Source organism: Actinocorallia aurantiaca, assembly GCF_039533685.1.
Lineage (GTDB): Bacteria > Actinomycetota > Actinomycetes > Streptosporangiales > Streptosporangiaceae > Actinocorallia > Actinocorallia aurantiaca.
Genome location: NZ_BAAATZ010000029.1, coordinates 273,346 through 298,226 on the forward strand (window position 1 = coordinate 273,346; position 24,881 = coordinate 298,226).

Sequence of the window (24,881 nt, forward strand, 5' to 3'; positions counted from 1 at the left end):
GCCCGCCCTGTTCCCCCTCTCCCCCGGGCTGCCCGACGTCGCGGTGAAGCGGCTGCTGGAGGCGGCGAGACCGCATCACGCGACGGCGGTCCCCTCGAGCTCGACCATCAGGCCGGGGATCGCCAGCCGCGTCACCCCGAGCATCGTGGTGGACGGCGCCGCCCCGGCGGCGCCCAACCGCGACGCCAGCACACCGTAGTGCTCGAAGAGCCGGTCGACGTCGGTGGTGTAGACGTTGAGCCGGACGAGGTTCGCGAGGGACATGCCGGCCTCGCCGAGCACGGCCTCCAGGTTGTCGAGGCTCAGCGCCAACTGCGCCGCCATGTCGTCGGCGTGCCGGGGCTCGCCGTCACCGCCCATCGCGGTCTGCCCGGAGCAGTACAGGGTCCGGGTGTGCCCGGAGACGAGCTCGCCCTGGTTGTATCCCATCTGCACCGACCACGCCCACGGGTTGACCGCCGTTCGCTCCATCGCCATATCGGCTCCATTCGATTCGCGGAAATCAGATACGTCGACCGGCCCGGCAGCCGCCGTCTTTCCGGTCGCGTCGATGAGCCTTCCAACAAATCACGACATCCTGTGTCGTGTATTTCGTTAGAGTTCTCGTATGCGTGCCGACCGGCTGGTCTCGCTGGTGCTGCTGCTGCGTCGGCACGGCCGGCTGTCCGCGACCGCGCTGGCCCGCGAACTCGAGGTGTCCACCCGTACCGTGCTGCGCGACATCGAGGCGCTGTCCGCGGCCGGCGTCCCGGTCTACGCCGAACGCGGCCGGCACGGCGGTTTCGCGTTGCTGCCCGGGTTCCGGACCGAGCTCACCGGGCTGAACCACGATGAGGCGCTCGCCCTGCTGGTCGCCGGATCACGGCGCGGCGCGCAGGCGTTCGGCCTCGGCTCGGCGCTCGCCTCGGCCATGCTCAAGGTGGTCGACGCGCTGCCCGAGAGCCATCGGGACACCGCGGCCGACGTGGCCGAGCGACTGCTCATCGACCCGGAGACCGACCTGCTCTCACGCCGGCTGGTCACCGAGGAGGTGCCCGACGCCGTAGTGGCCGAGGTCCGGCGCGCGGTGTTCGCCGGACGCAGGCTGCGCATCCGCTACGCGGCCGTGGACCAGAGCCCGAAGTGGCGCACGGTGGACCCGATCGGCCTGGTCACCGTACGCGACCAGGGCTACCTGCTGGCCACGAGGTCCGGCGCGGACCGCACCTACCGGCTGTCCCGGATCCTGGCCGCCGAGGAACTCGACGAACCCGCACAACGACCGGACCGGGTCGACCTGGACCGGGCCTGGCAGGAACGCAGCACGCGGTTCCGGACCGGCGGCGACCAGGTCACCGTGCTGGTACGGATGGACCCGGCGCGGAGGGAGGACCTCGCGGGCACCGCGCTGGCCGTCCTGGCCGAAGAAACCGACGCGGACGGCCGGCTGCGGCTGGAGGTGACCTTCCAAGACCCGAGACACGCCGAATGGGCCCTGTGGCAGCTCTCCACCAGCGCGGAAGCCCTGTCCCCGCAGTGGCTGCGCGCCGCCCTGCACGACCGCGCCGCCGCGATCGCCGCCTCCTACGGGCGCCGACCCGAGAGCTGACGGGCGATCCGCCTGCCAGCCCCTCACGAGGCCCGCGGTCGCGCGGTCGCCGACGGCCACGAACGCCCCCTTGGCCTTAGAAGTGCTGGGAAATCCATTCGAGGGAGAGATCGGTGGTCGCGCGGTCGGTGCGGATCTCCAGGGCGTCGCCGACGATGGTCGCCTGGTCGAGGACGGCCACGAGGCCGTCGGCGTCGTAGGTGACGCGTTCGCTGAAGAAGACGGGTCCGCCGGGAGAACGCTCGAGCAGTTCGGCGACCGAGCCGGTGAGCAGGGAGGGGCGGATCCGCTCCGAGGCGCGGTGGACCCTCACCCCCGCCTGTGCCAGGGCCGTGTAGAGGGGGACCTCGCCGAAGTCGACGCCCTTGATCGCCGAGGCGATCGGCTCGGGGATCCAGGACACCTGATGGATGACGGGCTGCCGGGACAGGTGGCGGACACGCGTCAGACGCAGGCCCTTGTGCCCGGCCGGCAGGCCCATGGGCTTGCTCAGGCTCGCCGGAATCGGCCGCAGGGTCGTGGAGACCACTTCGGTGCGGACGGGATAACCCTGCTTGCGCAGTTCGTCGCCGAGGCTCTTCAGCGTGTCGAGGCGGTACTCCGCGTGCGGCGGCGCCACGAAGGTGCCGCGCCCCGGCTGCTGGACGATGAGGCCGTCGTCGTTCAGCACCTGGAGCGCCTGCCGCAACGTCATCAAGGTCACCCCGTAGGACGTGCTGAGTTCGCGTTGCGGCGGCAGCGCGTCGCCCGCGCGGTACCGCCCGGAACGGATCTTCTGGGCCAGGTCCTCGGCGATGGCGCGGTAGCGGGGCACACGCCCACTGTTCATCAGGCTCCCCGGTCGAGTGCGTCGCGGATGCTCGCCACATACTCTCCCAGTTCGGCCGGGGCGGCGCCGTCGAGGAGACGGCGCATGAGCGCCGAGGCGACCACCACCCCGTCCGCGTGCCGGGCGAGCGCCGCGGCCTGGCCGGGGGTCGATATCCCGAAACCCAGCACCACCGGACGGTCGGTGAGGCCCTTCAGTTCCTCGGCCAGCCGTTGCGCGGTCTCGGGAATCGGCTCGTTTTCGCCGGTCGTGCCCATGCGCGTCACCGCGTAGACGAACCCCCTGCTGCGCCGGCCTATCTCGCGCAGCCGGGCGGCGGAGGAGGAGGGAGCCGCGAGGAGGACGAGGTCCAGGCCCTCGCCGGCGGCGGCCTCTTCGAGGTCTCCGACTTCTTCCAGGGGCGAGTCGGGCACGATGAGCCCGCGCAGTCCGCTGTCGCGCAGCGCGGCGCAGAACCGCCGGGGTCCCCGCTGCTCGATCAGGTTCGTGTACGTCATCGCGACGAGCGGCACCTCGGTGCCGAGCCGGGCGAGTTCGGCGAGGACGCCGCGCGGCGTGGCGCCCGCGGACAGCGCCCGGTCGGAGGCCTCCTGGATGGTCGTCCCGTCCAGCATGGGGTCGGAGAAGGGGAAGCCGATCTCAATCGCGTCGGCTCCGGCGTCGGCATAGGCGCGGACGACATCCGGCCAGTCGCGGGTGACGCCCGCGGTGACGTAGGGGAGGAGCAGCGGCCTGCCGCGGTCGCGCCGTCGGCGCAGGTGCGCTTCCAGGGTGGGGGTCATCGTGCCTCCTTGAGGGTGGGGAGGTCCTTGTCCCCGCGTCCGGACAGGGTCATCATCACGGTGGATCCGGGCTTGATCTCGCCGGACCGGGCGGCTCGCAGCACCCACGCCAGGGCGTGCGCGGATTCGAGCGCCGCCAGGATCCCCTCCGTCCGGGCGAGGCGGTGCAGCGCCTCGACGACCTCCTCGTCGTCAACCACCACGTAGCGGGCTCGTGCGGTGTCCCGCAGGTGGGCGTGCTCGGGTCCGATCCCCGGGTAGTCGAGCCCGGCCGCGATCGAGTGGGCCTCGGTGACCTGGCCGTCGTCGTCCTGGAGCACCATCGAACGGAAGCCGTGCAGGACGCCGGCCCGGCCGAACGTCGCCGCCGCTCCGCCCTCGGCCTCGACCCCGACCAGCCGGGCCGTCGTGTCGACGAATCCGGCGAACGTCCCGGCGGCGTTGGAGCCCCCGCCTATGCAGGCGACCACGTAGTCGGGGACCCCGCCCGGCAGTTCGGCCGCGCACTGGCCGCGGGCCTCCTCGCCGATGACGCGCTGGAACTCGCGCACCATCCACGGGTAGGGGTGGGGTCCCATGACCGATCCGATGCAGTAGTAGGAGTCCGCGACCGACGACACCCAGTGCCGCATCGCCTCGTTGCAGGCGTCCTTGAGGGTGCGGCTTCCCGAGGTCACGGGCACGACCCGCGCGCCGAGCACCTCCATGCGCAGAACGTTGAGCGACTGCCGCTCGATGTCCTGCGCGCCCATGAAGACCGTCGCCTCCAGGCCGAGGAGCGCGGCGGCGGTGGCGGTGGCGACGCCGTGCTGTCCCGCCCCGGTCTCGGCCAGCAGCCGCCGCTTGCCCATCCGGCGGGCGAGCAGTGCCTGCCCGATCACATTGTTGATCTTGTGGGATCCGGTGTGGGTCAGGTCCTCGCGCTTGAGCAGCAGCGTGATGCCGAGCTCCTCGGACAGCCGCCAGGCGGGGGTCAGCGGGGTCGGTCGGCCCGCGTACACGGTCAGGAGCGTCTTCAGGCGCCCGCGGAATTCGGGGTCGGCCCACGCGTCGCGGAAGGCGGCTTCGACCTCGGCGCACGCCGGGACGAGCGATTCGGGCACGTACCGGCCGCCGTACTCCCCGAACCGGCCGGTCGCTCCGGGGTCGCCCATCCCGTGTCGGCGAGCCGGACGGGCCTGCCCGTCCGGCAAAGTCATCTCGCCCATGGCACCTGCTCCTACTGTTCTAGAACTATCCTCCACTGTTATAGAACAGTAGCCGAAAATCGATCGTCGCGGGCGAACGGACCGAGAGCACCGGCCGTCCCTCTCCACCCGTCACTCGGCCATCAGGTCGTCCGGAGCGGATCCGGCGAGCTCGGCGAGAGCGCCCAGCGCCCGGGAGAGAATTTCGGTCGGCGGGGAGGCGAGCCCGAGCCGGACGGCGTTCGGGGCGCGGTACCGGCCCACGGCGAAGGCCGCCGCCGGGGTCACGGCGATGCCGCGGCGTGCGGCGGCGGCCACGAACGTGTCGGCCCGCCAAGGGCTCGGAAGCTCCCACCAGCAGTAGTAGGAGTGCGGGGCGCCGCGGATCGAGAACCCTCCCAGAAGCCGGGCGGCGAGCTCCTGCCGGACGGCCGCGTCCCGCTGCTTGGCGCGGCCCACCGACTGCACGGAGCCGTCGCCCAGCCAGCGGGCGGCGGCGTCCAGCGCGAAGCGCATCGGCGCCCATCCGCCCGAGCGCAGGGCCGTCGCCATGCTCGAGGAGATCGCTCGCGGGACGACGGCGCACCCGACCGTCAGCCCGGGGGCGAGCCGCTTCGACAGGCTGTCGACCAGGACGGTCCGTTCGGGCGCCAGGGCGGCGAGCGGCGGGAGGCCGTCGTTCAGGAACGACCAGACGGAGTCCTCGATCGCGTGCAGGCCGAGCCGTTCCAGGACGTCCGCGATCTCGGCTCGGCGGCCCAAGGGCATGGTGATCGACAGCGGATTGTGCAGGGTGGGCTGGAGGTAGACGGCGGTGAGCGCGGCCTTGCGGGCGGCGGCCTCGATCGCCTCGGGCACGAGTCCGGCCTCGTCGACGCTCAACGGCACGAGGGTGATCCCGAGCCGGTTCGCGATCGCCTTCAAGACCGGATAGGTGAGTTCCTCCACGCCCAGCCGGGACCCCGGAGGCGCCAGCGTGGCCATGGCCGCGGCGATCGCCTGCCGCCCGTTGCCGGCGAACAGCACCTGCTCCGGGTCCGGCCGCCAGCCCGCGTGCGCGAGCAGATCGGCGAACAGCTCCCGCGCCGGAGGCGTGCCGGCCACGCCGACCGGCCGCATGGACGACTCCAGGACGTCGGGGCGGAGCAGAGGGCCGATGCCGTGGGCGAGCAGCCCCGCCTGTTCGGGCACGACCGGGTGGTTGAGCTCCAGATCGACCCTGGCGCCGGCGGGTTCGGCGAGCGCGGGCCCCGGCACCTGGCCGGCGGCTCGGACGAACGTGCCGCGGCCGACCTCCCCGACCGTCAGGCCGCGGCGGGCCAGCTCCTTGTAGACCCGGGCGGCGGTGGAATCGGCGATGGAGCGCCGCCGGGCGAACTCCCTTTGCGGCGGCAGCCGGTCTCCCGGCCTCAACCGCCCGGCCGTGATCTCCGCGGCCAGTTCGTCGGCGACCCGCAGGTAGTCGTCCATGGCCTTCCCCTTCTCGGTGAGGTCAGAAAATTGCTCCGAGAGCATTTTGTTCTATTGCATTGAAATGGACTGCGAGGATACCGTCAATACAGACCGGTTAATCGGTGCGAATGAGCTCCCCGGTGCGGATGCCTCGGCGTGACCGTGCGCATTGCCGCCAGTTCCGGCAATGGCGGCGTTCGTGAACCGCCGGCCCGCCGGCCCGCACGGCTTGAATGGAGAAGGGGGCTGCGGTCATGGTCGAGAAGACCGCGCTGCTGGGCGTCGTATCCGTCGCGCTGGGAATGGTCCTGTCCCCGGGCCCGAACATGATGTACCTGGTCTCCAGGAGCATCGGCCAGGGACGACGGGCCGGAATCATCTCCCTCGGCGGGGTCGCGGCGGGGTTCCTGGTCTACCTGCTCGGCGCGAACCTCGGCCTGGCCTTGCTGTTCGCGGCCGTTCCCCAGATGCTCACCGCCATCAGGATCGCCGGCGCCCTTTACCTGTTCTGGCTCGCCTGGAAGACCGTCAAACCCGGCGGCATATCGGTCTTCGCCGTTCAGGACGTGCCGCACGATTCGCCACGCCGCCTTTTCGGCATGGGTTTGATGACGAACCTGCTCAATCCGAAGATAGCCATTCTCTACGTGTCGATCATTCCGCAGTTCATCGACCTCGAAAAAGGAGACGTACTGCTGCAGGGCATCATCCTCGGCGGTTTCCAGATCCTGGTGGCCGTGTCGGTGAACCTGTCGATCGTCCTTGCCGCCGGAACCGTCGCCGGCTTCCTCGAACGGCGCCCCTCCTGGCTGCGGATCCAACGGATCACCATGGGAAGCCTGCTGGGAGTGCTGGCCGTCATGCTGGCCTTCGGCGGCTCGGGAAGCCCGGCCCAGCTCTGACGCCGGACCCGCGGACCGCGCTCACCGCCCTGCCGTCTACCCGGCCCGCTTGAGATGATCAGTAGAAATGAACAGCTTCCCACCCCCCACCGCTGAGGAAAACCCGCACGTGACCGACAGCACCCCTCAGGCGACCCGTCCGCGTAATCCCTTCGTCAGGCTGGCCAGGGCCATGGCGCTCTGGTTCGTCCTGTGGATCCCCGCCGGCGTTGCGAGCCGAGCCATCACCGCACAGGCCGAACGCCTCTTCCCCGGCGACCACCTCGTCAGCGACTCCGTCTCCTTGCTTCCCTACCTGGTGCCCTTCACCGCACTGGCCTTCTTGCTGCGCCTGGTCGCCTACCGGCGCCGCGACATCCTGATCGCGTTGATCCCGTTCTGGGGCATCGGCTTCACGAGTGTCGTGTGCTGGAGACTCGCAGGCCTTCCGCACGTCGACTGGTCCACCGGCGCCCACCGCGAACCGCGATCGTGAACCGGTCCCGTGCGCCCCGGGCACCGGTCTCACCGACACCCCGGTGATCGGGGTGGTCGAGTCCGGGCGGCATCAGATGGTCCCGGCCGGCTCATCGCGCGTCCGGGCGCCGACCCGCAGGATCCGGGCGACCGTGAGCAGCCCCAGCCCGGTCAGCAGATCCGTGAACGGAAGGGTGAACACCCCCTCGGCCACGACGAAACCGCTACCGTGATGCAGCATCCCGTCCGGCACGGCGAAGGTGTTCTCCAGCGCGATCCGGGCGGCGTTCTGGATCGCGTGGACGAGGTAGCCGCCGACGATCAGCGTCCAGCCGATGGTCCGCAGCCGACCGGCGACCAGCGGGCTGAAGGGCCCGTCGGACTCGGCCGCGCGCAGGAGGCGGAAGAACAGGAAGAACACCGCGAAGTACAGCAGGAACTCCGGTGCCTGCGTCAACGAGTCCAGTACGCGCTGGGCCGTGGCCGGCGTGTGGTCGCACACCCGAAGACTCGCGACCGTCACAGTGGCGTCCGGTGCGACCACCTCCCGGTTGAGTATCTCCCGGTACAGCGCCAGGGCCTTGTCGTACTCGCTCCCGCCGAACGTCACCTGGGGTTCCGCGCACACCCACCCCGTACCCGATCCCAGGAAGCTGCTGTGATCGTCGAAGACCGTGGCCGCGGTCCCCGCGACGGTCAAGCCGACCAGCAGCGCGAACACGAGCCGCACGGCGAAAGAGAAGGGCTGCAAGGGGTTGCGCGGCGCGCGGCTCATGCAAGGTCCTGACATATTGAGATTTGATGGGGATCGACATTCGACTCAATGAACCTCGATACGTCAAGCGGTCCTCGGCGGTTGCTCAGGCGGCGAGGCCGAGAGGGCGAGCCATGAGGATGGGCGCGGCCCGTACGTTGAGCGGCGTCCTGGGAGCAGGGGCAGCGTCTGTGGTCGGGCGGGTCATCGAGAACTCCTTGGAGAACGCGGACTCGGGAACCCAGGGGTTATCGCTTAAAAAGCCTCGAAGAAACCGGCTGACGGTCGGCGACGCCGATGTGGACTTCGTTCGGAGTTCTCAGAGACGGATCCTGCTCAAGGCCGGCGTCGGCTCCGCATGACGTCCGGTGGCCTGGATCCGACACCGCAAACCGCCTCGACCTCAGCCGAGGCGGTTCTCCGCGACTGCCGCGCGCTCTCGCTGGGCGGCGGCCTCGGTGCGCGCCTCGTCTCGCTCGCGCTCCAGAGCGGTGACGCGTTCCCGGGCCGCACGCAGTTCGGCTCGCAATCCCGGCAGCGCCTCGGCTTCCCGTGCCGCCCGCTCGAGACCGTCCCGTTCGTCCGCCATGCGGGAGAGCTCCTCTTCCAACCGGTGTGACTGCAGCTGTGCGTGTTCCTTCTCCTGCTCGGCGACGGACGCGCGGGTGAGCGCCGCCTCAGCCTCGCCTCGAGCGCGGTCGGCCTCCGCGATCGCCAGCGTCTTGGCCTTCTCCGCCTCCCGGGCCAGGGACTCGGCACGTTCCCGCGCCTCGTCCGCGGCCTGGCGCATGGCCTCGGCCTTCACCGCCTCCAGAGCGGCGTCTTCCGCCTTCCGGCGTGCCAGGTCTCTGTCCTGGACGGCCTCCTGCGCCTTCTGTCCCGCCCGATCGGTTTCCTTGCGGGCTTTCTTCACCGCCCGAGCCGCCTCATCTCGAGCCTCCCGTGCCTGGGAGACGGCCTCCTTCGCCCGGACTTCGGCCTGCTCAGCCCGTTCCCGTTCCCGCTCGGCCTCTTCCGAGGCCTCCTGCACCAGACGCCGCGCCTCCCGTTCGCGTTCTTCGGCCTCCCGGCGCGCCGCGTCAACGGCCTGCTCGGCCTCAGCCTGCGCGGCCAGCACCCGCAGCCCGGCGTCTTCTTCCGCCAGGCGCGCCCGCTCCAGGGCCGCATCCCGTTCCCGGGTCGCCGTCCGCGCCGACTCCTGCGCCTCGAGCTCCCGCTCACGCGTCTTGCGCGCGTCCTCCTCCATGCGGGCGGCCCGTTCCTCGGCTTCGGCCCGTCCGGCCATCGCCGCGGCGACGGCCGTCTGAGCCTCGGCCCGCTCCGCGCTGATCCGCGCTTCCACCCCCCGGGGGGACAACTCGGATTCCAGCGCCTGGGCCAGGGGAGCGACCGCGGCGGCCAGCCCCTGCTCGATCCGCTCGTACAGGTCCTCGGCCCGGGCCAGCGCGCCCTCGAGCCCCGGCGTGCCCCGCCTCAACTCCCTCTCCCGCTTGGCCCTCGTCTGGCAGTCCGTCCCCTCGCAGTAGGCCCGCGGCCGCCCCCGCCCGCTCCTCTGCTCCACCGGCTTCCCGCAGTAGCCGCACGCCCGCGCCTGCACGCTCTCGTCGTTCACCCTTGGATCCTATCATTTTCTGATTTTCTGTTTCCGGAAAATAATTAATCCAAAAAACCGCGATCCCTGACTTACGGGAATGTCGATTCCCGACACTGAAGAGAGCGAAGGGCGCCCTCGATGACCGAAGACACCTGGAAGGTCCGTGCATGCGTCCAGGATTCTCTGTCCGGGCACGAGAGCCCGCCGCGCGCTCGGCGATCGGACCCGGACGTGGCTCAGGCGTTCTCCAGAACGGCACGTCCCAGGAGCGGAAGACAGGCGACCGTGGACACCGGCTCTCAGGATCCCGGTCTGAGCACGACCGCAGCCGGACCTTCCGCCGACCGGTATGGACTGGAGCGACGCGGGTATGCGTGAAGCAGCCGACCAGCGAAGGGCACCCGCCATGCAGCCAGACGACCTGCCTGCCCCGGTAACCGGGGTGCTCCTCACCCACTTCCTGACCGTGCGGGACGTGCCCCGGTCGCGCGCGTTCTACGCGGACGTCCTGGGCGGCAGCGTGGTGTTGGAAGAAAACCCATGCATCATCAAGCTCGCCAATGGCTGGATCATCATGAATCCCGGCGGCGGTCCGACTCCCGACAAACCCGATGTGACGCTGCAGCCGCCCGATGACCCCCACACCACATCGGCCTTCCTCAACATCCGTGTGGCCGACATCGAGGCGTGCTACAGGGACTGGAGCGACAAGGGGGCGGAATTCCTCACCCCGCCCCTCGACCGGAAAGCCGAGTTGCGCTGCTATCTCCGCGACCCCGACGGATACCTCATTGAGGTCGGCCAAGCCACCGGAATGCTGGAAGGGGTATTCGCCGACCCGCCCGCCGGAACGGAGTAACCGGGCAGGAGCCGACCCGCACTCCGTCCTTCCCCCTCAGGACAGGCCGGGCCGCTCCAGCTTGTCGGCCTGCACGCACGGCTACCGGTCGCCCTGCGGGCTCTGGTGTTCGTGGCGGATCCGGTGGCGGTCCTCGGCGAAGTGGATGGTCTCGAATGCCACCAGGGCGGCCATTGCGGCGGTGAGTACGGCGAGGGTGGCCAGCGCGGGGATGTGCGGCCCGATTCCCAGCAGTGACAACAGCGCAAGGGCCAGCACCGCGTCCCGCATGTTGACGGTGTCCAGGACACGCCAGGTAAACGCGACGTGCCCCAGCAGGTACAGCGTGACGCCGCAGACCAGCGCGGTGAGCCCGACACCCTTCAGCGGGTCGGCGAGGTCGTGGTGCCGGGGATCGCCCACGTACTCCAGGACCTTCTTCAGCCCCAACGCGAGCAGCACCACGCCGGCGACCAGCGGCAGGTGCAGATAGCTGTAGGCGTCGCGCGCCAGCCGGGGCCTGTCAGCGTCCGGCGTGGCGGCGAACGCTCGCTCGGCCGCGAGCGCGGTGACGTCGAAGTAGGACCACCACAGCGCCGCCGACAAGACCAGCCCCAGTACCGCGGCGGCCACGATCGGCATCGAGATCGGCAGCTCGGCCATCCCGGCACCGACGGCCACGATCGACTCGCCCAGCGCGATGATCAGGATCAGGCCATGCCGTTCGGCAAAGTGCCCGGCCGAGCGGAGCCGCCACCCCCGCGCACCGCCCAGGTAGTTGCCCAGGTAGTCCGCCGCCAGCGCCGCCGCCCACAGCGCCGTCTGCGTCGGCCCATCGGTCCCGGCCGCGATCAGCAGCAGAGCGGTCGCCACGAGCATCGACGGCGCGAAACGCAGCAACTGTCCGCGCAGGCCCGGGTCACCGGCGGAAATGATCCAGAACAGCACCAGGTGCAGGGCACGGAACAGGAAGTAGCAGACCGCGACGACGACCGGGCCATACAGCCCGCCGGGGAGGTCGTCGAAGGACTCCGGGATGCTCAGCGCGAGGACGAACATCACGGCCATTGCGGCGAACAAGCCCAGTCGGCTGACGCCCTCGTCCGCGCGTGCCACGTTGCCCACCCACGAGTAGCACACCCAGCTCCACCACAGCAGCCCGAAGATCAGCACCCCGCGCAGCATCCCGTGCCACGTAAAGTCCGCGGCCATGAACGCCGTGACCCCGGTGAGCGCGAACACGAACACCAGGTCGAAGAACAGCTCCAACGGCGTCACCGCGCCGCTTTCGCCCTGCATTTCGGTCCCCAACAGACCCCGGAGCCTATTCATGACGACAGGTTGGCACAACCAGATCCGGTACGCCCGCGTGGCGAATACGCCCCCGCCAACATTGGACGGCACGTCATCCACATCGGCGGCGAACACCCCTCCTACCTGCAACTGCCCGTCCAAACGCGATAGCACCACCCACCACGGGCCCCAAAGCCCGCTTCACCCGCAGCGCGGCTCTGCCTCTCCGTGGCAGCTCGACTTCTTTCCCCATCACTTATGAAACGCCTCGCCACCCCGCACGAGCCTCATGATCACCCCCGTCTGGGGCTCATGACACGTTTCTTACCCAAAAGTCCATAAGGGACCACACCCTGCCTGTTGACATGTGACTAAATAGTCACATATTTTGGCGGGGTGAGCGACGATGACCTTGTTTTCAAGGCGCTCGCCGATCCGACCCGCCGCTTCCTGCTCGACCTGCTGTTCGCCCGCGACGGGCGGACGCTGGGCGCGATGGAAGCCGAGGTGGAGATGACCAGGTTCGGCGTCGCCAAGCATCTGCGGATTCTGGAGGACGCCGGACTGGTGATCACACGCCGATCGGGCCGAGAGAAGCTGCACTTCCTCAACCCCGTGCCGATCCGGTTGATCCACGACCGGTGGATCGACAAGTACACCGAGCGCTCGGCGGCCGCCCTCGCCGACCTTAAGAAGGAACTGGAGCAACAAGCCATGTCATCCGTGACCGACACCGCCGACAGCACGGTCATCCAGGTCTACCAGGTCTATATCAAGGCAACCCCCCAGGCCATCTGGGACGCCATCACCAAGCCCGAGTGGACGGCGAAGTTCGGCTACCAGTCGCCCGTCGACTACGACCTGCGTCCCGGCGGCGCCTTCCGCGCCAGGGCCAGCGAGGCCATGAAGCAGCACGGCGCTCCCGACGTCGTGATCGACGGCGAGGTCATCGAGGCCGACCCGCCTCGCAAGCTGGTGCAGACCTGGCGGGCGCTGTTCACGGGAGAGGACTTCACCCGCCTCACATACGAGATCGAGCAGGACGGCACGGGCGTGTGCAAGCTGACCGTCACCCATGACGTCACCGGCGCGCCGCAGACCGCGGCCCAGGGCGCAGGCCAGATCCCCGAGGCCGGCGGCGGCTGGAACCAGATCCTCAGCGACCTGAAGACCCTGCTGGAAACCGGCCAGCCTCTCTATCACTGACCCACCCCCGGGTCTGCGGCCGTACGGCGCGGGCCCGGCCGTTCACAGGAGCTCACCCCCCATGTCTTCCGACGCCTCCGTCTCCCGGCGCGTGGCCGGGACGGCCGCCCCGGCCCGTGCCCTTCTCGCCTGCGGCGTGCTCGCCGGCCCGCTATTCGTCCTGCTGATCGTGAGCCAGGCGATGACCCGCGATGGATTCGACGCCCGCCGTCATCCCCTCAGCATGCTCAGCCTGGGCGAACACGGCTGGATCCAGACCGCCAACTTCCTGGTCTGCGGGCTGCTGATCCTGGCCTCCGTCATCGGCCTGCGCCGCGTGCTCGAACCCAGGACCTTGGGCCGCGCCTGGGGCGCCGGGCTGCTGGCCGTGTACGGCACCAGCCTGATCTGGGCTGGCCTCTTCCCCACCGATCCGGCCTACGCCTTCCCGCCGGGAACCCCTAACGGTGCCCCCGTCCAGGCGAGCTGGCATGGCATGCTGCACAACCTCGCCCCCGTCGGGATGGGGCTCGCGCTGAGCGTGGCCTGCCTGGTGTTCGCCCGCCGATTCGCGCGCGAGGGCCGACGCGGCTGGACGGTCTACAGCGTCCTGGCCCCCGCCGCGTACCTCGTCCTGGGGTTCGCCGCCTTTCCCGCCGAGGACTACCGGCTGATGCTCGCCGGCGGCGCCGTCATCTGGACCTGGGCCTCCGCCCTGTGCCTCAGCTCGATGACCGCACGCCCCGTTGCCGAAAGGAGAAGCTCATGAGCGAGCCGGCCATCGACGAGTACGTCGTGACCCGGGTCGCGCCCGTCCACCGGCCCACCGTCGCCGCCCTGCGCGAGCTGATGAGACAGCACGCGCCCGAGGCCCGGGAGGTGATCGCGTACGGCTCGCCCGCCTGGCGGGGCAAGAAGATCCTGGCCATCATCAGCGCCAGCAAGACCCACATCACGTTCGCCTTCGACCGCGGCGCCGAGTTCGCCGACGCCCACGGGCTGCTCGAAGGCGTCGGGAAGACAACCCGGCACATCAAGATCAAAAAGCCGGAGGACATCGACTGCGACGCCTTGGGTGACTACATCCGCCAGGCCGCCGAGCTCGACCGGCAATAGGGGGTCCCGGTAGCAATCGCGGAAAATCCAACGGATATACCGCTGGCCTGCGGAAACTCCGGATCGTCGGCGAGTGCTCATGAAGTCGTCACAGGTCAGCGCGCTGCGCTTCAACGGAGTGGTCCGTGGTCGAGCCCCAGGTGCCCGCATCCGATGCGGAGATCCCGCATCGGACGCGAACTCAGGGGTCGGCGGGGTGAAGGTTCTTCAGCAAGGCTGAACCCGAGGATCAGGAGCCAGACCCGACAGAGGTTCAAATTCTGCTCGGTGTCCCCAGGGCTCCAGCCGCAGCTCAGCGCGTTGCGCTGGCGCGGACGCCCTCTCGCCGACGACGACCCGCGGCCGAAACCCCGCTTCGTGCTCGGGCAGCGATCAGCAGTCCAGCCCCTAGTTACCGGCTGGTACCGCCAACCGCTGTTCCGATGTTCCCCGACCCCGAGGTCGTTCAGGACGATGAGCCCTTCCGGGGTGCCACCGGAATACGGCAGAAACAGGCCGCGCTGCCGCGGTCCCGGCCACGTGGCCGAGCACTGTCGGCTCCCTGACCAGCCTCCAGCCGACCCGGGGTGGCCCAGATCCAGAAGCGGCTGGCCTCGGACATGGTCGTGCTGCAGCAACAGACCGACGACCCGGCGATAAACGGCGGCGGGAGCCTTTGCGGCGTCAGATGCGGCCGGTCTCGTGGGCCCACATGGCGACCTCGACGCGGTTTCGGGCGCCGAGCTTTCGCATGAGGCTGGCGAGGTGGGCTTTGACGGTGCTTGGGGTGATGTAGAGCTCGCTGGCGATCTCATTGTTGGTGCGGCCTTGGGCTACAGGCACGAGGACTTCCTCCTCGCGGGCGGTGAGCGGTTCTATCGGCTGCCTCGGTGGTGAGGTCTCTGCGTGGGCGAACGCTGCGAGCAGTCGGACGGTTACGCTGGGTGCGATCAGTGCGTTTCCGTCGGCGGCGGCGTGGATGGCCTGGGTCAACAGGGCGGGTCCGGCGTCCTTGAGCAGGAACCCGCGGGCGCCGGCTTTGAGCGCCCCGTGGACATACTCGTCGAGGTCGAAGGTGGTGATGACCACGATCGGCAGGGGGTCGGTGACGTCGGGGCCGGCGAGGTGTCGGGTGGTTTCAATGCCGTCCATCAGCGGCATCCGGATGTCGAACAGGCCGACGTCGGGGCGCAGCTGGAGCGCCAGGCGGATTGCCTCGCGCCCGTCGGCGGCCGCGCCGACCACTTCGATGTCGGGTTGGGCGTCGAGCAGCATGGTCAGCCCGGTGCGCACGATGGGCTGGTCGTCGGCGATGAGGACCCTGATGCTCATCGTGGTGTCCCGGTTCGGGGCAGGACCGCCTCTACCCGCCAGCCCCGCTCGGCGGCGGGGCCTGCGTGGAAGGTGCCGCCGAGCAGTGAGGCGCGTTCCCGCATGCCCACCAGGCCGTAGCCTGCTGGGGCGCGGCCGCCAGCGGCGGAGCCGTCGTCGTCGATGGTCAGCCGTACCTGGTCGGCGTCGCCTGTGACGGCGACGGTGACCTGGGTCGCGTGGCGGGCGTGCCGTCGAGCGTTGGTGATGGACTCCTGGGCCAGGCGGTAGATCGCGGCCCCGACCGCCGGGCTGAGGTCGTCGAGCTCGCCGAACAGCGTCACCTCGACGCAGGGACGCGTCCGGCCATCGGTGGCGAGCTGCTCGACCTCGGCCACGCCGGGCTGCGGCGCGAACTCGGTGTCCTGTGTGGAGCGGAGCACGCCGACGATGGCGCGCAGCTCGGTGAGGGTGCGGGTCGCGGCGTCCTCGATGATGGCCAGGGCCTCGATGGCACGTTCGGGGTGGGAGGCTGCGATGGCACGTCCTGCTTGGGCCTGGATGGCGATGCCCGAGACGTGGTGGGCGACGGTGTCGTGGAGTTCACGAGCGAGCAGTTCGCGTTCGCGGGCCTTGGCTTGGTCGATGTCGCGGATGCGGATCTTCGTGCGATAGCGGATCGCGGCGCCGAGCGCGGCGGCGAACAGGAAGAACGCGTATCCGGCGACCGTCTCCGCCACGCTGCCCGGTTCGGCGACGTAGGTGATGGCCAGCCAGAGCAGGATGACGCCGAGGCCGCTAGCGGCTTCCCGACCGGAGCCCCACCGGAACAGGGCGTAGGCAATGACCAGGGTGGCCGAGACACTCGAGGGCAGAGTGCCTTGCGATCCGGTGAGGACTCGGACGATGTCGACCACCGTCACCGTGCCGAAAGCCACCGCGGCCGCGACGAGCGGGTGCGTACGTCGCCACGGAAGGGGGGCGACGACCGCGAGCGCAGCGATGAGCAGCAGCGGGAGCGGCGCCATGTCCTCGCGGAGCACCGCTTCCAGCACGGACCAGCAGATCAGTACCGCGACCAGGGCCCAGTCCCGCAGCCTCCGGTCCGGGGGATTCGTGGGTCGAGGTTCGGCCCACAGCGAGCGGAGTGCGTTGGTGGCCATCTTGATCAGCCTAGGCAGCCCGCGTGTTCAGTGCATCCGCCGAAAGTACAAGAGGCGTGTTCGGTGTATCCGCCGAAAGTACAAGAGGTCGGCTGTGCCAACGACCAGGTCGGATCAGGCTCCGGGGCTGATGTGCCCGCCGCCGGCATCCGTGAAGGTGGAAGCACCCACCTGATCAAGCCAAGGAGCATGGTGATGAGAACGCCTCAATCCCACACCGCACCAGAGAATCCGCCGTCCCAGAGCACGCTGGAAGATCTGCGCCTGCCCGTGCAAGCCAAGCTCGCTGCAGCATGGACCAGCTTCATGTTCCTCTACATCTACGTCGACTACCTCGCCCTGTACAAGCCCGGCTTCGTGGACGACCTCCTGGCCGGCATCGTCCACGAGTTCGACCTAGGCCCGACCTTCGTCGCCATTGCGCTCACGCTCATGGCCATCCCGATCCTCATGATCCTGCTCTCCGCGACACTGCCCGCCCGTATCAACCGCACCATCAATCTCGTCGTGGCAACGCTCTACATCCCCGTCTCGGTGTTCAACGCGGCAGGGGAGCCGTGGTCCTACTCCTATTTCTACGGCCTCTCCATCGGACTCGAGGTGCTTCTCCTGGCCTTCATCCTGCGCTCCGCCTGGAACTGGCCACGCCGCGCCGCATCACCGGCGACCCTGGCAGCCGGCCTCGACAGCGAGCCACTCCGCCCGCCGCAGCAGGCGTGACCGCCCGCCCCGCGCCCGACCATCCTTCGCTCGCGCCACCCGAGGGCACGGTCACCGGCCCGTGAGGAGGATCGGACTTTGGCGGTAGCAGGCTGGTCTCGGCGTCGGTTCGGCGACGGCGAGGGCGCGGTAGACGGAGGCGATCGAGGGGTTCTGGCCTGTGTTCTTGCCGGTCTTGATGGTGAGCTTGGCGGCGATGTCGGGAACGGGGACGCCTTTGTTCCGGAGGGCGAGGGCGAAGGTGAGCATGTCGTCGTCGATCACTTTGGGGTGTCCGCCGTGGTGGCCGCGGGCGGCGGCGGTCTGCTGTCCTTCGAGGGTCTTGTCGCGGATGTAGTCGCGGTCGAGTTGGGCGGCGACGGCCAGGACGGCGAAGAGCATGGCGCCGAGCCCGGCGGGGTCGTAGATCCCGGTGAGCGGGCCGGTCAGCAGCTCCAGTTGTATCCCGGCGGCTTGCAGGCCCGCGGCGAGCGTCATGAGCTCGGCGGCGTTGCGGGCGGGCCGCTTGAGCTCGTGCACGGTGAACACGACGGCCTGGCCGGGGGCGGCGGACTTGATGTCGCGGCAGAGCGCGAGCGCGGCCTCGTACTCGGGCCGCACCTTCACCCGGGTGGAGATCTTCTCGGCGAAGATGCGCGTGCAGCCGGCGGCGCGGAGCGCAACGAGCTGGCTTTCCAGCTCCTGGTCCTTGGTGGAACAGCGCGCGTACCCGATCCGGATCGGCGGCGCAGACGGCGCGACCTCGGCCGGCGCGACGGGCGGCAGAGCCTGCCAGGGCGCGCCGGGCCTGCGCCCGCCCGGGACGGGGACGTCGAGGAGGTCGCGGAGCGCGGGCACGAGGACGAACCGGGCCGTGTGGTACTTCGAGGCGACCTTCCCGCCTCTGGTGCGGCACGGCGAGGGCGCCATCGCTTCGCAGTTGGGGCAGTCGTAGCGCTCGACCGCCGCGGCGGCCTCCTCCGGCGTCATCTCCACGTGCCCGAGTCTCGCAGAACCCCCTCGCAGAACCGGGTGGTTCTGCGAGGAGTTCTGCGAATCGCGACCTGCGGGAATGTGCGCGTCAGGCGGGGGTTGCGGGGGCTCGCAGAACTGTCCATTTCTGCGAGACGCACACAGTCACCCCCATCACCCAGAGCCACCTGGCTGGGGCCATGTTCGGGAGTGGAGGCCGAGCGGGGTCGGGCATCGAGGCGCGTGAGGTAGGCGCGAGCGAGACGGCCGGAGGACTCACGGACCTCGGGCAAGGAGCGGCCTCCCACGCTGACCGTGACGATGACGTCCTCGACGAGAACGAGGAGCCGTCCCATGACCACCTCGCCATTCCCGTCGGCAGCTGGCGAAACCGTGCCTGCAACAGCAGGAGGGATCGGGACCCGGAAGTGCGAGAAATACGCCTCCTCGCCGAGGCCGGGGAAGGGACCTCCACGGTGCTTGAGCCCCAGACGGCGGGCGCGCTCGGCCCCTGTCTCCTTCTTCGTCGCCTTGTACCGCTCGGCGGAGAGGTTGACCGACAGGCCCACCGGAGTACTCAAGTACTGGCACTGGGTGACGCGCTCGGATATGTCGTCGTTGCTGCGCGTGGACGGCCCGATCACCTCGGCCGCGAACTCCGCGGTCAGCACCCCGCAAGCACGCGCCAGGACTATGCCCCTGTCGCTCCGACGCAGCCCCGCCATAACACCCAGGCCGACCAGGGCCACGCAGACTCCGCCGATCAGCAAGATCCGTCTCATGGCACCTCATTCAGCCAGAACACACCCCGCCGAGGAAGATCTTCCTCTTTCTGCACTCAGACTCCTCTCTGGGTCAGGGTTCGAGCGTGATGTCCTTGTCGACCGATCCGTTCGTTGATCGGCAGGGCATGTCGTGCAGCTCGACCTGCTGGCCGGGCAGCCGCACGGTCATGGTCAGGCAGAGCCTGAGCCAGGCCTGCGCGTGCTGGCCCAAAAGGTCCTGCTCGGCGTGCACGGTTTCGACGCCGAGTACGCCTTGGTGGTCCGGTTCATGATGCGTACGGGCGCGGGCCTGGCCGACGCCGAGGACGCGATGCAGCACGTGGCCGAGCAGGGCTGGCGCAAGGTGACGAGCGGCCAGTGGGACCAAGTCCACCTTCCGCGAGCATGGGCCCGCACGGTGGCGCTCAACCATCACCGCGCCCAATGCCGCAAACACAACGCGGCCGTTCGGTGCGGTAGTCGGATGTTCTTGCAGGTCAGGGCGTTGCGGTTCTGCTAGGACCGGCCGCCTGCGCGCCAGTCGGCGTCCATGCGGACGAGCGCGCTCTCGATCGCGGCGAGGCCCTCCGGATCCAGGAGCGGGACCGCGTCGGCCAGCCGCGGGCCGCGCGTCTCCCAGAGGTCGCCGAGGGAGTGCAGGCCCGCCCGCTTGAGCAGGTTGTAGGGGCGCACGGGCAGGTTGAGCTCCTCGATGGGGAGCGCCGCGAGTTCGTAGAGCGTTGGAGGACCACCCGCGGTGCAGTGATGCTCCCCGATCAGGTCGTCGTCGCCGGCCATCGCGGCGAGGAGATCGAGGACCGCCTTCACCGCCTGCGCGGCCTGCGGGGTGAGGAGCGGCGCCTGAAGCATCAGGCCGGCGGCGCCGTACCCGTCGGCCGCGGCGGCGCGGCCCAGCCCGGCCCGCTCGAGGGCGTCCTGGACGCGCGCGGGCAGTGGCAGCTCCCGGACCGAGACCTCCCCGGGCGGCGCCCAGGGCGGCTCCGCGTGCTCGGCGAACTCATCCTGCTCCTGCGTCACGGCACCCGCCTTCCGCGCCTCACGAGGCGTCTGTCGGACCTGGCGGCGGGGGAGGAGCCCCAGGCTACCTTGCGGTTGCGGCTCGCCGTCGCTTCAGGATCTCCAGGCCATCCAGGCAGGTCAGAGGTAGATCCGTTGGATTTTCCGCGATTGCTACCGGGACCCCCGGTGAGGATGCGGCGCTGCCGCAGCAGCGACTGCGTCGCGGTGGACGCCCGGGAGTAGACGATCCGCACCGAAGGCTCCTCGAGGAAGGGGGAGAGCCCTTCTACCTGTCGGGAAACCTTCCAATGACGACACCCCTCACGAAAATTCAAGATCAGTCTCAGCGATAACCGCTGTCCGTAGGTTCCTCAACCCCGGACCCACAACCGCAACGCCTCGCGGCGGCTCCCCAGATCCTCGGCGATCTGCGCGATCGGTCGGCCCGACTTCCCGCACCAGGCTCACAGCCCGGTCCCGGAGCTCTTGGGGGTACTTCCGCGGTGCTGCTATCAGCGGTCTGTCCTCCTGCCAGCCACTCACGTGGCTGACTTGAAGGACTTCGCCGAACTCGCGGCAGCTCACTACAGGAGGCTCTCAACGAGGGTTTCGTCAGCAGTCGTTGTGGGTCGTGTGGCATTGCCGTCGGGGTTGGTGCTGACCGTCCGGTCGACGGCCGATGCGTTCCTGAACTCGCCGGGTGACCCGAACACACGGTGCGGGACCGTGCGGTCGGGATCGACAGGACCGTGGAGCAGCTCGGTGAGTCCCGGCCGCTCGGATCGGTGGCCGATAACGAGGTCGGCGAGGCCTTGAAGGTGCTGCGGGGAGCGCGTGCGGTCAACACGTGGAACGCCGGCCGGGCGGCGGTGGGCTCGTGGCCGACCTGGCGCCGCGACCGTGGTCATGATGTCTGGGCGGGTGCCGGTGCGGGCCAGGTGGAGTCCGGGGGTTCCCGGTCAGAGGCGATCTCGTTGTTCTTGTGATCGTTGCTCAGCCGTCGTCACAGACCGGGGATCTGTACTGCGGTGGTCATGATCCGGCCGGTGGGCTTCACGCGGGGGGCGTGCAGATTGGAATCCGTGACGACGCAGATGAAGAGGGTGCGGTTTTCCTCGCCGCCCAGCGCCACGGCGAGCGGCTGGTCGTCACCGAAGTCGATCTGGTCGGTGAGCGCGCCGGCGGAGTCGAGGCGGACGACGCGGTGGCCGGTGGGGTCGGCGGCCCAGATCCCGCCGGCGGAGTCGAGGCAGATCCCGTCGGGGGTGGACACCGGCAGGGGGCTGCCGGCGGCGGGGGCCAGTTCGGCGAAGACCTTTCCGGCGTCCGCGGGATCCGCGGCGGTGCTCAGGGCCTGGATCTTGCCGCCGCCCGACTCGCTGACGTAGAGGGTCCGCTCGTCAGGGGACAGGACGATCCCGTTGGGGGAGGCCATCGGCGGGCCGATCTCCTCGGCCGTCCCGTCGGGCCGCACGCGGATGACTCTGGAGAGCTGGAACTGCCCGCCGCCCCACATGTCGAAGCCGAGCTGGGTCACGTACGCCGTCCCGTCGCTCGCGACGGCGAGGTCGTTGCACAGGACGGGGTTCAGCGGCGTGAGGTCGGCGACCTGGTGGATGCCGTCCTCGGCCACGGTGAGCAGGCGGCAGTCGGGCATCGAGACGGCGAACAGGCGGCCCGCCGCGTCGAAGCCGATGCCGCTCTGGTCCGCGGCGAAGGCCGCGACGGGCACGCGGCGGCCGTCCGGGTCGTAGCGGAAGACCGTCCGGTGCTGGATGTCGGAGACCCACAGGGCGCCGTCGTGCCACCGGGGGGACTCGGGGAAGAAGAGGCGGTCGTCGAAGACCTCGACCGAAGAGGTCGAAATCGAAGAAGTACTCATATGGGGCTCTCCGGGGGGTGGGGCGGGACGTCAGGAGTCGGTGTAGTTCGGGGGTCGGCGTTCCAGGAAGGAGGTGACCTGCTCGGTCATGTCGCGGGAGTAGGAGGTGAGGAGCTGGGTGCGGTTCTCCAGGTCGATGCCGGCCTGGAGGCTGGAGACCTCCAGCTGGCTCCAGGCGACCTCCTTGGTCATCCACACGCCCATGGGACTGTTGGCGCAGATGAGGGCGGCGCTCTCCAGGGCGGCCTCGACGGCCTCGCCCTCGACGACGCGGCTGACCAGGCCGATGCGCAGGGCCTCTTCGGCCTCCACGAAACGGCCGGTGAGCAGCAGTTCGTGGGACAGGCCCGCGCCGATGAGGCGGGGGAGCAACCAGCTGACGCCGATATCGCAGCCGGACAGGCCGATCCGGACAAAGGCGGCGTTGAACTTCGCGGTGGCCGAGGCGACGCGGACGTCGCTGGCCAGCGCGAGGGCGAACCCGCCGCCGGAGGCAGGGCCGTTGACCGCGGAGATGACCGGCTGGCGCAGGTTGCGCAGCTTGGGGACCAGGGAGGCGATGGCCTGCTGGACGTGCATGCCCGCCTGCGGGCTGCGCCGCCAGGCCGCCTCCTCCTCGGAGGCCGGCTCGGAGACGTGGCGGTTGGGCGGGTCGTGCAGGTCCAGGCCCGCACAGAACGCCCGTCCCTCGCCGGTCAGGACGACGACGCGGCAGGAGTCGTCCAGGGCGATGGCGTCGAGCGCGTTGTGCAGGTCCTTGATGAGTTCGCCGGACATCGCGTTGAGCCGCTCGGGCCGGTTGAGGGTGAGCAGCCGCACGCCCGGCACGGGCTCCTCGACCCGTACGGTCCGCCCCGAGGCGGGGGTGTCACGCAGGTAGGCGTCGCCGTTGGTCAGCATGGGGGTTCCTTTCAGCTGGCGAGGGGGTCGCGCGGCAGGCCGAGGATGCGTTCGGCGATCTGGTTGCGGCTGATCTCCGAGGTGCCTCCGGCGATGGTGAGCGCCCGGGTGCCGAGCAGGAACCTGGCGGCGTCGCCGCCGAGCCCCTCACCGAAGGCCAGGTCCTCGCCGGCGAGCTCGGCGAACAGGGCGGCGGTGCGCTGTCCGTGTTCGGCGCCCGCGAGTTTGGTGATGTTGCCTTCGGGGCCGGGTCCGCCGCCGTCCACGGCGCGGGCCGCGCGGCGCAGGTTCAGCAGCCCCAGGACGGTCTCCTCGGCGGCGTGCCCGCCCAGGCGGACCTCCGCCGCGGGGATCCGGTCGGGGAAGTGCCGGTAGACCTCGAAGAGCTGCGCGGCGTCCACTCCTCCGACGCCTCCGCCCAGGCTGACCCGCTCGTTGCCCAGGGTGGCGCGCGCGACCTTCCAGCCCTGGCCGGGCTCGCCCACGACGTCGGCGTCGGGGACGAACAGGTCGGTGAAGAACACCTCGCTGAAGTAGAGCTCCCCGGTGATGTGGCGCAGCGGGCGCACTTCGACGCCCGGGGCCTGCATGTCGATGACCATGGTGGTGATCCCGGCGTGCTTGCCGGCCGAGGAGTCGGTGCGCACGGTGGCCAGGCCGTAGCGGGACTTGTGCGCGTTGCTGGTCCAGATCTTCTGGCCGTTGACCTTCCAGCCGCCCTCGACGCGCTGCCCGCGGGTGCGCACCGCCGCGGCGTCCGAGCCGGCGTCGGGCTCGCTGAACAGCTGGCACCAGATGTGCTCGCCGTGCAGGGCGGGGCGGACCCAGCGGGAGACCTGCTCGTCGGTGCCGTTCTGGATGAGGGTCAGCACCACCCATCCGGTGATCATGAGGTTGGGAACGGTGACGCCGGCGTCGCGGAACTCCTGCTCGATCACCAGCTGGAGCCCGGCGTCGGCGCCGATGCCCCACGGGGCGGGCCAGTGCGGCTGGAGGTAGCCGGTGTCGACGAGCCTCCCGCGCTGCTCCTCGGCCGGAAGGGCCGCCAGCTCCCGGGCGAGCGCGCGGATCTCGGGGCGCGCCTGCTCGGCCTCGGGCGGCAGGTCGAGGGTGGCGGCGCGGGTGACGCCGGCGGTGCGCAGCCGGGTGACGTCGGCGGCGGAGGACGAGGGAGAGAGGACCGCCTTCAGGGTCGCGGCGCGGCGCGACAGCAGGTGGGCGTCGTGTTCCCAGGTGTAGCCGATCCCGCCGTGGACCTGGATGCCGAGGTCGGCGTTGTCGGTGAAGGCGGGCATCGCGATGGTCGCGGCGACCGCGGCGGCCAGCGCGAACTCCTCTTCGGGTCCTTCGGCGGCGCGTGCCGCGTCCCACACCGCCGCGGTGGCGGTCTCGGCGGACACCAGCATGTTCGCCAGGTGGTGCTTGACCGCCTGGAACGTCCCGATGGTGCGGCCGAACTGCTCGCGGACCTTGGCGTAGCCGGTCGCGACCTCCAGGCACTCCTGCGCGCCGCCGGTCGCCTCGGCCGCCGCCAGCGTCCGGAGCACCGCCTCGGCGTAGGGGCGGGCGCCGGTCAGCACCGCGTCGTCGGCCACGGTGACGCCGTCGAAGCGGAACCGGGCCGAGCGGCGCGACCAGTCCAGCGGCGCCGGGACCTCGACACTCACCCCGGCCGCATCCACCGGGACCACCACCATGTCGTCGCCGACCGGGACGAGGACGTGCCGGGCCGCGGCGCCGCCCAGCACGATCCCGGACCGGCCGGTGAGGGTCAGGGCGCCTGCCGTGTCCCGTTCGAGCGCCAGGTCCGCGCCGCTGAGGCCGACGGCTCCGACGGTCGTTCCCTCGGCCAGCTGCGGCAGCAGCCGGGCGTGGAGCTCCCGGCCGCCCTTGGCGGCGATCACCGCGGAGGCCGCGGCGGTCGGGAGCACCGGGCCGGGGGCGACCGCACGGCCGATCTCTTCGAGTACCACCACCAGTTCCGGCAGCCCGAAACCTCCGCCGCCGAACTCCTCGGGCAGGTGCACGCCGAGCAGTCCGAGTTCCGCGAACGCCTTCCAGAAGCCCGGAAGCGTCTCCTCCTCGGCCTCCAGCAGCGCCCGGCATGCCTCGCGTGCGCCCTGCGCGTTCAGGAAGGCGCGCGTGGTGGCGGCCAGTTCCCGGTGTTCTTCACTGAGGGCGATACCCATCGCTTGCTTCACATCGCTTTCTGTGT

25 protein-coding genes are annotated in these 24,881 nt (G+C 70.1%); 9 read left to right on the forward strand and 16 right to left on the reverse strand.

Annotated elements, in window-relative coordinates:
* Nucleotides 1-75: 75 nt before the first annotated feature.
* Nucleotides 76-471: a RidA family protein gene (locus tag ABD327_RS29220; RefSeq protein ID WP_344455539.1), complete on the reverse strand. Its 396-nt coding sequence runs from the start codon at nt 469-471 to the stop codon at nt 76-78.
* A 136-nt stretch (nt 472-607) separates the two neighbouring features.
* Here ABD327_RS29220 and ABD327_RS29225 point away from each other — a divergent pair, with 136 nt between their 5' ends.
* Complete coding sequence (locus tag ABD327_RS29225) at nt 608-1,588, forward strand: helix-turn-helix transcriptional regulator (protein ID WP_344455038.1); 981 nt, start codon at nt 608-610, stop codon at nt 1,586-1,588.
* Nucleotides 1,589-1,664: 76 nt separating this feature from the next.
* Here ABD327_RS29225 and ABD327_RS29230 read toward each other — a convergent pair whose 3' ends face one another.
* The 4 genes from ABD327_RS29230 to ABD327_RS29245 form a co-directional block, all read right to left on the reverse strand.
* The gene (locus ABD327_RS29230; protein WP_344455040.1) at nt 1,665-2,417 is read right to left on the reverse strand and encodes a GntR family transcriptional regulator; all 753 of its coding nucleotides are present in this window, start codon (nt 2,415-2,417) and stop codon (nt 1,665-1,667) included.
* Nucleotides 2,417-3,199 carry a tryptophan synthase subunit alpha gene (trpA, locus tag ABD327_RS29235; protein ID WP_344455042.1) on the reverse strand — a complete coding sequence of 261 codons (783 nt, stop codon included), beginning with the start codon at nt 3,197-3,199 and terminating at the stop codon, nt 2,417-2,419. Before trpA ends, ABD327_RS29230 begins: the two co-directional genes overlap by 1 nt.
* Entirely contained in the window at nt 3,196-4,398 is a 1,203-nt protein-coding gene (gene trpB / locus ABD327_RS29240; protein WP_425547255.1) for a tryptophan synthase subunit beta, read from the reverse strand. The genes trpA and trpB overlap by 4 nt, the downstream gene beginning before the upstream one ends.
* A gap of 120 nt (nt 4,399-4,518) precedes the next feature.
* Nucleotides 4,519-5,856 carry an aminotransferase-like domain-containing protein gene (locus ABD327_RS29245; protein WP_344455044.1) on the reverse strand — a complete coding sequence of 446 codons (1,338 nt, stop codon included), beginning with the start codon at nt 5,854-5,856 and terminating at the stop codon, nt 4,519-4,521.
* Nucleotides 5,857-6,092: 236 nt separating this feature from the next.
* Between ABD327_RS29245 and ABD327_RS29250 the strand changes: the two genes are divergently transcribed.
* Together ABD327_RS29250 and ABD327_RS29255 are read left to right on the forward strand one after the other, a co-directional pair.
* A complete protein-coding gene (locus ABD327_RS29250) occupies nt 6,093-6,740 on the forward strand; it encodes a LysE family translocator (protein ID WP_344455046.1) in 648 nt (215 codons plus the stop codon).
* 109 nt (nt 6,741-6,849) lie between these two features.
* Nucleotides 6,850-7,215 carry a hypothetical protein gene (locus tag ABD327_RS29255; RefSeq protein ID WP_344455048.1) on the forward strand — a complete coding sequence of 122 codons (366 nt, stop codon included), beginning with the start codon at nt 6,850-6,852 and terminating at the stop codon, nt 7,213-7,215.
* A 72-nt stretch (nt 7,216-7,287) separates the two neighbouring features.
* On the opposite strand, the gene ABD327_RS29260 is transcribed toward ABD327_RS29255, so the two are convergent.
* Both ABD327_RS29260 and ABD327_RS29265 read right to left on the reverse strand, forming a co-directional pair.
* Entirely contained in the window at nt 7,288-7,971 is a 684-nt protein-coding gene (locus tag ABD327_RS29260) for a DUF2975 domain-containing protein (protein WP_344455050.1), read from the reverse strand.
* 382 nt (nt 7,972-8,353) lie between these two features.
* The gene (locus ABD327_RS29265; RefSeq protein ID WP_344455052.1) at nt 8,354-9,562 is read right to left on the reverse strand and encodes a hypothetical protein; all 1,209 of its coding nucleotides are present in this window, start codon (nt 9,560-9,562) and stop codon (nt 8,354-8,356) included.
* Nucleotides 9,563-9,893: 331 nt separating this feature from the next.
* Between ABD327_RS29265 and ABD327_RS29270 the strand changes: the two genes are divergently transcribed.
* On the forward strand, nt 9,894-10,403 hold the full coding sequence (locus ABD327_RS29270; protein ID WP_344455054.1) for a VOC family protein: 510 nt from the start codon (nt 9,894-9,896) through the stop codon (nt 10,401-10,403).
* A gap of 81 nt (nt 10,404-10,484) precedes the next feature.
* Here ABD327_RS29270 and ABD327_RS29275 read toward each other — a convergent pair whose 3' ends face one another.
* Nucleotides 10,485-11,660, reverse strand: coding sequence for a low temperature requirement protein A (locus tag ABD327_RS29275; protein WP_344455056.1), 1,176 nt, complete (start codon nt 11,658-11,660; stop codon nt 10,485-10,487).
* Nucleotides 11,661-12,071: 411 nt separating this feature from the next.
* Between ABD327_RS29275 and ABD327_RS29280 the strand changes: the two genes are divergently transcribed.
* The 3 genes from ABD327_RS29280 (at nt 12,072) to ABD327_RS29290 (ending at nt 13,976) form a co-directional block, all read left to right on the forward strand.
* Entirely contained in the window at nt 12,072-12,881 is an 810-nt protein-coding gene (locus ABD327_RS29280; RefSeq protein WP_344455058.1) for an ArsR/SmtB family transcription factor, read from the forward strand.
* Nucleotides 12,882-12,942: 61 nt separating this feature from the next.
* The gene (locus tag ABD327_RS29285; protein ID WP_344455060.1) at nt 12,943-13,629 is read left to right on the forward strand and encodes a DUF998 domain-containing protein; all 687 of its coding nucleotides are present in this window, start codon (nt 12,943-12,945) and stop codon (nt 13,627-13,629) included.
* Nucleotides 13,626-13,976, forward strand: a complete 351-nt coding sequence (locus ABD327_RS29290) for a DUF1801 domain-containing protein (RefSeq protein ID WP_344455062.1) — start codon at nt 13,626-13,628, stop codon at nt 13,974-13,976. Before ABD327_RS29285 ends, ABD327_RS29290 begins: the two co-directional genes overlap by 4 nt.
* A 663-nt stretch (nt 13,977-14,639) precedes the next feature.
* Here the strand turns inward: ABD327_RS29290 and ABD327_RS29295 are convergent.
* Entirely contained in the window at nt 14,640-15,287 is a 648-nt protein-coding gene (locus ABD327_RS29295) for a response regulator (RefSeq protein ID WP_344455064.1), read from the reverse strand.
* A complete protein-coding gene (locus ABD327_RS29300) occupies nt 15,284-16,429 on the reverse strand; it encodes a sensor histidine kinase (RefSeq protein WP_344455067.1) in 1,146 nt (381 codons plus the stop codon). The genes ABD327_RS29295 and ABD327_RS29300 overlap by 4 nt, the downstream gene beginning before the upstream one ends.
* 63 nt (nt 16,430-16,492) lie before the next feature.
* Between ABD327_RS29300 and ABD327_RS29305 the strand changes: the two genes are divergently transcribed.
* A complete protein-coding gene (locus ABD327_RS29305) occupies nt 16,493-17,149 on the forward strand; it encodes a DUF6326 family protein (RefSeq protein ID WP_344455070.1) in 657 nt (218 codons plus the stop codon).
* Nucleotides 17,150-17,200: 51 nt separating this feature from the next.
* On the opposite strand, the gene ABD327_RS29310 is transcribed toward ABD327_RS29305, so the two are convergent.
* Nucleotides 17,201-18,118: a recombinase family protein gene (locus ABD327_RS29310; RefSeq protein ID WP_344455543.1), complete on the reverse strand. Its 918-nt coding sequence runs from the start codon at nt 18,116-18,118 to the stop codon at nt 17,201-17,203.
* Complete coding sequence (locus ABD327_RS29315) at nt 18,115-18,882, reverse strand: hypothetical protein (RefSeq protein WP_344455072.1); 768 nt, start codon at nt 18,880-18,882, stop codon at nt 18,115-18,117. Before ABD327_RS29315 ends, ABD327_RS29310 begins: the two co-directional genes overlap by 4 nt.
* A 202-nt stretch (nt 18,883-19,084) precedes the next feature.
* Between ABD327_RS29315 and ABD327_RS29320 the strand changes: the two genes are divergently transcribed.
* Nucleotides 19,085-19,384, forward strand: coding sequence for a sigma factor (locus ABD327_RS29320; RefSeq protein WP_344455074.1), 300 nt, complete (start codon nt 19,085-19,087; stop codon nt 19,382-19,384).
* Here ABD327_RS29320 and ABD327_RS37530 read toward each other — a convergent pair.
* From ABD327_RS37530 to ABD327_RS29340, 4 genes are all read right to left on the reverse strand, one after another.
* Nucleotides 19,381-19,902: a DNA-directed RNA polymerase subunit alpha C-terminal domain-containing protein gene (locus ABD327_RS37530; RefSeq protein WP_425547245.1), complete on the reverse strand. Its 522-nt coding sequence runs from the start codon at nt 19,900-19,902 to the stop codon at nt 19,381-19,383. The genes ABD327_RS29320 and ABD327_RS37530 overlap by 4 nt on opposite strands.
* A gap of 985 nt (nt 19,903-20,887) precedes the next feature.
* The gene (locus ABD327_RS29330; protein ID WP_344455076.1) at nt 20,888-21,766 is read right to left on the reverse strand and encodes an SMP-30/gluconolactonase/LRE family protein; all 879 of its coding nucleotides are present in this window, start codon (nt 21,764-21,766) and stop codon (nt 20,888-20,890) included.
* A gap of 30 nt (nt 21,767-21,796) precedes the next feature.
* Nucleotides 21,797-22,666, reverse strand: a complete 870-nt coding sequence (locus tag ABD327_RS29335; RefSeq protein ID WP_344455078.1) for an enoyl-CoA hydratase/isomerase family protein — start codon at nt 22,664-22,666, stop codon at nt 21,797-21,799.
* Nucleotides 22,667-22,677: 11 nt separating this feature from the next.
* Nucleotides 22,678-24,855, reverse strand: a complete 2,178-nt coding sequence (locus tag ABD327_RS29340) for an acyl-CoA dehydrogenase family protein (protein WP_344455080.1) — start codon at nt 24,853-24,855, stop codon at nt 22,678-22,680.
* Between the last annotated feature and the right edge of the window lie 26 nt (nt 24,856-24,881).